Origin of the sequence: Nocardiopsis trehalosi NBRC 14201, from assembly GCF_001552555.1 — a bacterium.
GTDB classification, from domain to species: domain Bacteria; phylum Actinomycetota; class Actinomycetes; order Streptosporangiales; family Streptosporangiaceae; genus Nocardiopsis_B; species Nocardiopsis_B trehalosi.
In genome coordinates, this window is the sequence record NZ_BCRK01000213.1 from 1 (window position 1) to 9,515 (window position 9,515).

At 72.3% G+C, this 9,515-nt stretch carries 6 protein-coding genes and 1 pseudogene; all 7 read left to right on the top strand.

What is annotated here, in order from left to right:
- Positions 1-351: 351 nt before the first annotated feature.
- Complete coding sequence (locus NT8_RS24895) at positions 352-1,728, top strand: MFS transporter (RefSeq protein WP_067974519.1); 1,377 nt, start codon at positions 352-354, stop codon at positions 1,726-1,728.
- Positions 1,729-1,800: 72 nt separating this feature from the next.
- Positions 1,801-3,492: a thiamine pyrophosphate-binding protein gene (locus NT8_RS24900; protein ID WP_067974521.1), complete on the top strand. Its 1,692-nt coding sequence runs from the start codon at positions 1,801-1,803 to the stop codon at positions 3,490-3,492.
- 16 nt (positions 3,493-3,508) lie between these two features.
- The gene (frc, locus tag NT8_RS24905) at positions 3,509-4,738 is read left to right on the top strand and encodes a formyl-CoA transferase (RefSeq protein ID WP_067974524.1); all 1,230 of its coding nucleotides are present in this window, start codon (positions 3,509-3,511) and stop codon (positions 4,736-4,738) included.
- 3 nt (positions 4,739-4,741) lie between these two features.
- The gene (locus NT8_RS24910) at positions 4,742-6,886 is read left to right on the top strand and encodes an acetate--CoA ligase family protein (protein WP_067974527.1); all 2,145 of its coding nucleotides are present in this window, start codon (positions 4,742-4,744) and stop codon (positions 6,884-6,886) included.
- Between the two features lie 205 nt (positions 6,887-7,091).
- A complete protein-coding gene (locus NT8_RS24915) occupies positions 7,092-8,684 on the top strand; it encodes an Nramp family divalent metal transporter (RefSeq protein WP_067974529.1) in 1,593 nt (530 codons plus the stop codon).
- A complete protein-coding gene (locus NT8_RS24920; protein WP_067974531.1) occupies positions 8,684-9,247 on the top strand; it encodes a hypothetical protein in 564 nt (187 codons plus the stop codon). Before NT8_RS24915 ends, NT8_RS24920 begins: the two co-directional genes overlap by 1 nt.
- A 79-nt stretch (positions 9,248-9,326) precedes the next feature.
- Positions 9,327-9,515, top strand: a pseudogene (locus NT8_RS28950) (TerC family protein); the annotation flags it as partial.

Consider the following 9,515-nt stretch of genomic DNA (forward strand, 5'->3'; position numbering starts at 1 on the left):
CCGCCGATCCGGGCGGCGCTCGCGGCGGCCTGGTCGGGCGTTCCGGCGAGCTGGCCCTCGGCGAGGGGGACGCCGTGTTCACCGAAGAGCTGTTTGGCTTCGTGCTCGTAGAGGTCCACCGAGCCTCCTCGTGGTGGGTGGCGGTCCTCTATGCATACGCGAGATCGTATGCAGTATGCAATATCTCCGCGGTGGACATCCACGAGCCCCCAGGTCAGAATGAATACGGTATACAGATACCTCCATAGGGACCGTCCACCCGAGGCGAAGCCGGCCGGATTTTCCGCGCCCACCCCCTTTCCCCGGCCACCACTGCGTCGCATACTGTATGCAGCCGACCGGAGGTGAGCCGTGAAGTCTCCGCCGTCCCCCGACGTCTCCCCAGGTCATCTCCCCTCCCCCTACCACCGGGCGGCCGCCGCCGAGTGCCGCGACTGGTCCGGCCGCAGCTACCGGATCGGCGCCTCGGCGCGCGACCTGACCGGCCGCGACCGGGGGGTCCACCTGGCCCGGGCCGCGGCGGCGGCCGCCGCCGCGGGCGTCCCGCAGTTCGCCTACGGTGCCGCCATCCCCGCCCTCATGGCCGTGCGCGGCTGGGGTCTGGCCGCGGCGCTGCTGCCGCTGGTGGTGTGGGCGCTGGTGCAGGGCGGCTCGGCGGTGCCGATCGCCCGGCTGCGGGCGCGCGGCGCGCTGCCGCCCTCGCGCGCGCTGCTCATCGGCGCGCCGCTGTGCGCGGCCGCACCGCTCTCCCTCGCCGCCGCCGACGGCCTGGCGGCGGTGGTCGTCGGCTACGGCGTCCTCGGCGGACTGGGGGCCGGCCTGGTCTACCACTCCTGCGTGCACCTGGTCGCCGCGTGGTACCCCGAGCACCCCGTCGCCCGCGCCGGCCTGGCCGGCGGCGCCTTCGCCCTGGGCGCCGTCCCCGTGGCCGCGGGCGCGCTGCTGCTCCCCTCCCCGGGGGCGCTGGCGCCGGCCTGCGCGGTGCTCGCGGCGGCGATCCTGGTCTGCGTCGCCGGGGCGGGCCTGCGGCTGCCGGAGCCGCCGCCGATGTGGTGGCCGCCCGGCACCGACCCGCGCGCGTGGGCGCTGCGCGGCCGCGCCGACCCGCTGGCCGGGGCCGAGCACTCCCCCGCCCAGGCGTGGCGCAGCGGGGCGCTGCCGGCGCTGCACGCCGTCGTCGCCCTGGGCGGCGCCGCCGCACTGTTCGACCTGGCGGTCCTGCCGGTGTTCCTGCTGGAGGGCGGGCATCCCCCCGCTGCCGTCGCGGCGGTGGCCGCCGTCCTCGTCGCCGCCAGCGGCCTGGGCCGGATCGCCGCCGGGCGGCGGGCCGAGCGCACCGGTCGGCGGCGCGTGCTGGTGGCCGTGCTGCTGGCCGGCGCGGCCGCGCAGTTCGGCCTGCTCGCCGCCGGGACGGCCGGCTGGACGGCGGCCGTGCTGCTGCTGGCGGTCCCGGCGGGCGTCGGCGGGGGGTCGTGCTATCCGCTCACCCGCGCCCTGGCCATGGACTACTTCGGCGCGCGCCACTCCCCCGACATCCATGGCCTGGTCTACAGCGCCAAGGGCGTCGGCGGGCTGCTCGGCGTGGGCGGCGCGGCCGTGCTGGCGGTCCTGGCGCCCGCATCGGCGCCGGTGATCGGACTGTGCGCGGCCGGCGCGGCGGCGCTCGGCGCGGCCGCCGTCGCCGCCCGGATGCGCCGCCCCCTGCCGGTCCGCACGATTCCGCTCTAGACACATGCCCAGCGCTCATGTAGCAATGGAAACCATACGGTATGCAGTATCCAATGAAGGGGCTTCGCTGCGATGACTGACGACAACAGCGCGGACGCGACGACGATCTCCGGCGGCCACCTCGTGGCCAAGGCCCTCAAGGCCGAGGGCGTCGACGTGATCTTCACCCTGTGCGGCGGACACATCATCGACATCTACGACGGTTGCGCCGATGAGGGCATCGACGTGATCGACGTCCGCCACGAGCAGGTCGCCGCGCACGCCGCCGACGGCTACGCCCGCGTCACCGGCAAGCCCGGCTGCGCCGTGGTCACCGCGGGCCCCGGAACCACCGACGCGGTCACCGGCGTCGCCAACGCCTACCGCGCCGAGAGCCCGATGCTGCTCATCGGCGGCCAGGGCGCGCTCAACCAGCACAAGATGGGGTCCCTGCAGGACCTGCCGCACGTCGACATGATCACGCCGATCTCCAAGTTCGCCGCCACCGTGCCGCACACGGAGCGGGTGGCCGACATGGTGTCGATGGCGTTCCGCGAGGCGCTCAACGGCGCCCCCGGCCCGTCGTTCCTGGAGATCCCCCGCGACATCCTCGACGCGTCGGTCCCGGTGGAGAAGGCCCGCGTCCCCAAGCCCGGCCACTACCGCGCGTCCACCCGCCAGGCGGGCGACCCGGCCGCGGTGGAGCGCCTGGCCGAGCTGCTGGTGCGGTCGGAGCGGCCGAGCATCCTGCTGGGCGGCCAGGTCTGGACGACCCGGGCCACCGACTCGGCGATCGAGCTGGTGCGCACGCTCAACGTCCCGGCGTTCATGAACGGGGCGGGGCGCGGCACCCTGCCGCCCGGCGACCCGCACCACTTCCAGCTCTCCCGCCGGCACGCGTTCGCCAACTCCGACCTCATCATCATCGTCGGCACCCCCTTCGACTTCCGCATGGGCTACGGCAAGCGGCTGTCCACCGAGGCGACCGTGGTTCAGATCGACCTGTCCTACGCGACCGTCGGCAAGAACCGCGACATCGACCTGGGCATCGTCGGCGACGCCGACGTCATCCTCTCCTCGGTGCTCCAGGCGACCTCCGCCTACGGCGACAACGGCGCGCAGGGCCGCAAGGCGTGGCTGGAGGAGCTGCGCCAGACCGAGCGCCAGGCGCTGGACAAGCGGGCGCACCTGCTCCGCTCCGACTCCACACCCATCCACCCCTACCGGCTGGTCAGCGAGATCAACGACTTCCTCACCGAGGACTCCATCTACATCGGCGACGGCGGCGACATCGTCACCTTCTCCGGCCAGGTGGTGCAGCCCAAGTCGCCCGGCCACTGGATGGACCCGGGCCCGCTCGGCACGCTGGGGGTCGGCGTCCCCTTCGTGATGGCCGCCAAGTACGCGCGCCCGGACAAGGAGGTCGTCGCCCTGTTCGGCGACGGCGCGTTCAGCCTCACCGGCTGGGACTTCGAGACCCTGGTCCGCTTCGACCTGCCGTTCGTCGGGATCGTCGGCAACAACTCGTCGATGAACCAGATCCGCTACGGCCAGATCGCCAAGTACGGCGCCGACCGCGGCGAGATCGGCAACACGCTCGGCGACATCCGCTACTCGGAGTTCGCCAAGATGCTCGGCGGCTACGGCGAGGAGGTGCGCGACCCGGCCGAGATCGCGCCGGCGCTGCGCCGCGCCCGCGAGTCCGGCAAGCCGTCGCTGATCAACGTCTGGGTCGACCCCGAGGTCTACGCCCCGGGGACGATGAACCAGACCATGTACAAGTAGCCCCGGGAGGAGCGCCATGAGCAAGGCACTCGACGGTGTCCGCGTCCTCGACATGACGCACGTGCAGTCCGGGCCGTCGGCCACCCAGATCCTCGGCTGGCTGGGCGCCGACGTCGTGAAGCTGGAGGCCCCCAGCGGCGACATCACCCGCCGCCAGCTCCGCGACATCCCGGACGTGGACAGCCTGTACTTCACGATGCTGAACGGCAACAAGCGCAGCATCACCCTCAACACCAAGAGCGAGGCCGGCAAGAGGATCTTCCTCGACCTGGTGCGCAGCAGCGACGTCCTGGTCGAGAACTTCGCGCCCGGCGCGCTGGACCGGATGGGCTTCACCTGGGACGTGCTGCGCGAGACCAACCCGCGGCTGATCTACGCGTCCATCAAGGGGTTCGGGCCCGGCGCCTACGAGAACTTCAAGGCCTACGAGGTGATCGCCCAGGCCATGGGCGGCTCCATGAGCACCACCGGGTTCGAGGACGGCCCCCCGCTGGCCACGGGCGCCCAGATCGGCGACTCGGGCACAGGGATGCATACAGTAGCCGGTATCCTCGCCGCGCTGTACCAGCGCACCCACACCGGCGAGGGCCAGCGGGTCGAGGTCGCCATGCAGGACGCGGTCCTCAACCTGTGCCGGGTCAAGCTCCGCGACCAGCAGCGCCTGGCCCGCGGCCCGCTCCAGGAGTACCCGAACGAGAACTTCGGCGACGAGGTCCCCCGGTCGGGCAACGCCTCCGGCGGCGGCCAGCCGGGCTGGGCGGTGCGCACCGCCCCCGGCGGCCCCAACGACTACGTCTACGTCATCATCCAGCCGGTCGGCTGGGAGCCCCTCACCCGGCTCATCGGCCGCCCCGACCTCGCCGACGACCCCGAGTGGTCCACCCCCGAGGCCCGGCTGGACAAGCTCGACAAGGCGTTCGCGCTCATCGAGGAGTGGTCGATCAAGCTCCCCAAATGGGAGGTGCTGACCGCGCTGAACTCGCACAACATCCCGTGCGGGCCCATCCTGTCCACCCGCGAGATCATCGACGACCCCACGCTCAACGACAACCGGATCGTCGTGGACGTCGAGCACCCCGAGCGCGGCACCTACAAGACGGTCGGGCTGCCCATCCGCCTCTCCGCCTCCCCCGCCGACATCCTCCGCTCCCCGCTGCTGGGCGAGCACAACGCCGAGATCTACACCGGCGAACTGGGGCTCTCCCCGGACGACCTCGCCGAGCTCAAGTCGAACGGAGTGATCTGACCGATGGCCACCACCGAATCCGGCTACGACCGCGACGCCGTGCGCGCGGTGCTGGACCGGGCCCGCGCCGAGGGCCGCGACTCCCTCACCGCCCCCGAGGGCAAGGCCCTGGCCGACGCCTACGGCATCCCGGTCCCCGGGGAGGCGCTGGCCCACGACGCCGACGAGGCGGTGTCCCTCGCCGTCGAACTGGGCCTGCCGGTCGTCGCCAAGATCGTCTCCCCCGACATCCTGCACAAGACCGAGGCCGGCGGCGTGGAGGTGGGCCTGTCCACCCCCGACGAGGTGGCCGCCGCCTACGCCCGCATCGTCGACAACGCCCGCGCCTACAACCCCGAGGCGCGCATCGAGGGCGTGCAGATCCAGCAGATGGTCGGCGGCGGACTGGAGGTGCTGATCGGTGCCACCACCGACCCCACCTTCGGCAAGATCGTGGTGTTCGGGCTCGGCGGCGTCCTGGTCGAGGTCCTCAAGGACGTGGCGTTCCGGCTCGCGCCGGTCTCCACCGCCGACGCGCTCGCCCAGATCGGCGACATCAAGGCCGCCCAGGTGCTCGACGGCGTCCGCGGCGGCGCGGCCGTCGACCGCGACCGGCTCGCCGACCTGCTGGTCCGGCTCTCCGACCTGGTCACCGACTTCCCCGAGATCGCGGAGGCCGACCTCAACCCGGTGTTCGCCTCGGCGGACTCCGCCATCGCCGCCGACCTGCGGTTCGTCCTCGACTTCGCGCCCGCCGAACCGCCCAAGCGCTTCACCCGCGACGAGATCCTCGGCGCGATGAACCGGATCTTCAAGCCCCGCTCGATCGCCATCATCGGCGCCTCCAACGAGCAGGGCAAGATCGGCAACTCGGTCATCCGCAACATCGTGGACGGCGGGTACGCCGGCGAGGTCTACCCGATCAACCCCAAGGCCGACGAGGTCTACGGGCGCACCGCCTACAAGAGCATCGGCGACGTGCCCGGCGACGTCGACGTGGCGGTGTTCGCGGTCCCCGCCAAGTTCGTCGCCGCCACCCTGGACGAGGCCGGGCGCAAGGGCGTGGCGGGGGCCATCCTCATCCCCTCGGGGTTCGCCGAGACCGGCGAGAAGGAGCTGCAGGACGAGGTGCTGGCGGTGGCCCGCCGGCACGACGTGCGCATCCTCGGCCCCAACATCTACGGCTACTACTACACCCCCGAAAAGCTGTCGGCCACGTTCTGCACCCCCTACGACGTGGCCGGCGGCACCGCGCTGACCTCCCAGTCCGGCGGCATCGGCATGGCCATCCTGGGCTACAGCCGCAGCACCCGCACGGGCGTGTCGGCCATCGTGGGCGTCGGCAACAAGGCCGACATCGACGAGGACGACCTGCTGACGTTCTTCGGCCAGGACGACAACACCAACGCGATCGCGATGCACCTGGAGGACCTCAAGGACGGCCGCGCGTTCGTGGAGGCCGCCCGCGAGGTGGTCCCGCACAAGCCGGTCATCGTCCTCAAGGCCGGGCGCACCTCCGCCGGGGCGCGCGCCGCCGGCTCGCACACCGGGGCGCTCGCGGGCGACGACAAGGTCTACGACGACATCCTGCGCCAGGCCGGCGTCGTCCGCGCGCCGGGGCTCAACGAGCTGCTGGAGTTCGGGCGGGCGCTGCCGGTGCTGCCCGCCCCCAAGGGCGAGAACGTCGTCATCATCACCGGCGCGGGCGGGTCGGGCGTGCTGCTGTCCGACGCGGTGGTCGACAACGGGATGTCGCTGTACGAGATCCCGCCGGACCTGGACGAGGCGTTCCGCGCGTTCATCCCGCCGTTCGGCGCGGCCGGCAACCCGGTCGACATCACCGGCGGCGAACCGCCCTCCACCTACGAGAAGACCATCCGGCTCGGCCTGGAGGACCCGCGCGTCCACGCGCTGATCCTCGGGTACTGGCACACCATCGTCACCCCGCCGATGGTGTTCGCCGAGCTGGTCGCCGACGTGGTCGCGCAGGCCCGCGCGGCCGGCATCGACAAGCCCGTGGTCGCCTCGCTGTCCGGCGACACCGAGGTGGAGGCCGCCAGCGCCCACCTGTTCGAGCACGGCGTGGTGGCCTACCCCTACACGACCGAGAAGCCGGTCCAGGTCCTCGGCGCGAAGTATCGCTGGGCGCGCGCCGCCGGGCTACTCTGATGCCGCACGTGTAACACCCGTCACACCCGGCGGCGGCCGCACCGCCGCGGACGCCGCCGGGTCCCCCGCACGGCCGCTGCACCGCCAGCGGCGGCCGCCGCGTCGACACAGGAAGCCCGCGACCACGGGAGGTGCCGCAGGACAGGGGGCGTATGAAGGGCGCTTCGCCGCCCGCATCCGCGACCCGCAAGGGAGAACACCACGCATGGACTCCTCTGACGTCAACGCGAACCGGCCGCTCAGCCGGGACGACCCCGCGGCGGCGCACACCGCACCGGCGCCGATCCCCGCTCAGCGCCCTCCCCACCCCGACGAGACCGGCCCGGTGGGCGACACCGCCGGCGCGGCACCCCCCAAGGAGCGCTTCTGGAAGGCGGGCCGGCTGGAGCCGATGCCGATCCGCTCCCTGCCGAAGGCGCCCCCCTCCATCCACATCCTCGGCCCCACCGTCTTCCTCGTCGCCCTCGGCGTGGGCATGGGCGAGTCCTACATGTGGCCCCGCCTGGTCCTGATCTTCGGGCCCGAGATCCGCTGGCTGTTCCTCATCGGCGTCTCCCTCCAGGCCGTCGTGATGCTGGAGATGTCGCGCTACGCGATGGCCACGGGCGAGAGCATCTTCTTCGGCGCCGCCCGGGTGTTCAAACCGCTGATGTGGTTCTTCTTCGTCACCGCGATCCTGGTCTACGTCTGGCCCGGCCACCTCTCGGCGGGCGCGTCGGCCTTCGAACGGGTCACCGGCATCCCCTGGCAGGCGACGGCGATCGCCGGCATGCTCCTGGTCGGCGTGGTGTTCACCCTGGCCAAGGTGGTGTACAACCTGCTGGAGAGCGTGCTGTCGATCTGCATCGGGCTGCTGGTGGTCGGCACCTCGGTGGTCGCGGCGCTCGTGGGCAGCTTCGGCGACCTCTCCTCGACCGTCACCGGCATGTTCGCCTTCGGCTACATGCCCGAGGAGGCGCTGTCGCCGGCGTGGTTCCCGGTGATCGTCGGCTCGATCGCGTTCGCGGGCCCCTCGGGCATGCAGCAGATGTGGTACACGCTGCACCTGCGCGACAAGGGCGCGGGCATGGGGTCGCACATCCCCCGCATCCGCGGCCTGCGCCACGCCGAGGAGCAGGAGAGCATGCCCTCGCGCGGCTACATGTTCGACACCGACGACCCGGCGGAGATGCACAAGTGGAAGGGCTGGCGCCGGTGGGTCACCTTCGACGCGTTCGTGCTCTTCTGGGGCATCACCATGCTGGTGACCATCTCGTTCACCGTGCTCGCCCAGGCCTCGGCCCGGTACGACCCCGGCGTGGCCGAGGTCATCCGCGGCGGTGAGCGCGACGCCGCCCTCGACGCCATGGCGGCGTCCTTCAGCGCGGCGGGCAGCCCGGTGTTCGGCACCGTCTTCTTCTGCTTCATCGCCCTGATCGGCCTGAACGCCACGCTCGGCCTGTTCGACTCGTTCTCGCGCGGCCAGGCCGACATGACCTACTTCTTCGTCCCCGGCGCCAAGCGGTTCAGCATCTCCAAGCTCTACGCGTTCTTCCTGTGGGGCCTGATCGCCTTCGGCATCGGCGTCCTGCTGTTCGGCCCCGCCGACGGGCCCGCGGCGATCCTCGACATCCTGGCCTTCCTGTCGACGTTCGCGATGGGCGCCTACTGCGTGGTGCTCCTGCTGGTCAACAACATCACCCTGCCCAAACCCATCCGGCCGGGCATCGTGTCCAACGCGGTGATCGCCTTCGCCGCGGTGTTCTACCTGGGCGCCCTCTTCTACTCGCTGTTCGCCTACGGCGTGGTGGTGAACTGATGAGCGCGCACGCTCCGGCCGCGGTCGGCGGCCGCCCGGCCGCCGTCCGCTACGCCGAGGTGGCCGTGCCCGGTGCGGCCATCGGCCTGGTCGGCGGTGTCTTCGCGGCCGGCGTCGCGGCCCTCGCCGGGCTGCCCGCCCTCCAGGTGGCCGCCATCGCCACCGGGCTCGGCGTCCCGCTCGCCCTGCTCGGCGCCGGCTACGGCGTCCTGCTCGCCCTGGGCCGGTTCGGGGTGGGCGCGGTGGGCCCGGCGGCCGTGTACTGGATCATCGGGTTCCCCCTGGCCCGGCTGGTCGACGAGGTGGCGGTCGCCACCGTCCTCGGCCACGACACGATCCTGCGCGAACCCCTGCTGTCCTTCCTCGCCTACCAGGCGATGCTCAGCGTCGGCTTCGCCATCGGGTTCCTCTGGCTGCACGAGCGGCTCGCGCCGCACTGGCTGGTGCGCATCCGGTCGCACAACAGCGTGGCCGACGACCTGGTCGGGCGCTACCTGCGGCAGATCGACGAGATGAACAGCCGCCGCCCCGCGGCCCGGCGCGATCGGCGCCGGACCACCTGACGACCGTCATCCCGGCCCCCGGGCGCCTTCGGGCGCCCGGGGGCAGTCCGCCCCTGCGTCCGACTGGAGTACCGAAGCCGTGGAAATCACACCCCTGGTGTGGGGAGTCACCATCGCCGTGCTGCTCGCGGTGATCGCGGTGGACTTCGTCATCATCGCCCGCAGACCGCACGAACCCTCCATGCGCGAGGCCGGCGCGTGGATCGCCGTCTACGTGTCGCTCGCCGTCGTGTTCGGCGTCGGCATGGCGTTCACCGCCGGCGGCGCG

Coding starts and splice junctions, on each gene's coding strand:
- NT8_RS24900 (WP_067974521.1), top strand. CDS start 1,801: ATGACTGACGACAACAGCGCGGACGCGACGACGATCTCCGGCGGCCAC.
- frc (WP_067974524.1), top strand. CDS start 3,509: ATGAGCAAGGCACTCGACGGTGTCCGCGTCCTCGACATGACGCACGTG.
- NT8_RS24910 (WP_067974527.1), top strand. CDS start 4,742: ATGGCCACCACCGAATCCGGCTACGACCGCGACGCCGTGCGCGCGGTG.
- NT8_RS24915 (WP_067974529.1), top strand. CDS start 7,092: ATGGACTCCTCTGACGTCAACGCGAACCGGCCGCTCAGCCGGGACGAC.
- NT8_RS24920 (WP_067974531.1), top strand. CDS start 8,684: ATGAGCGCGCACGCTCCGGCCGCGGTCGGCGGCCGCCCGGCCGCCGTC.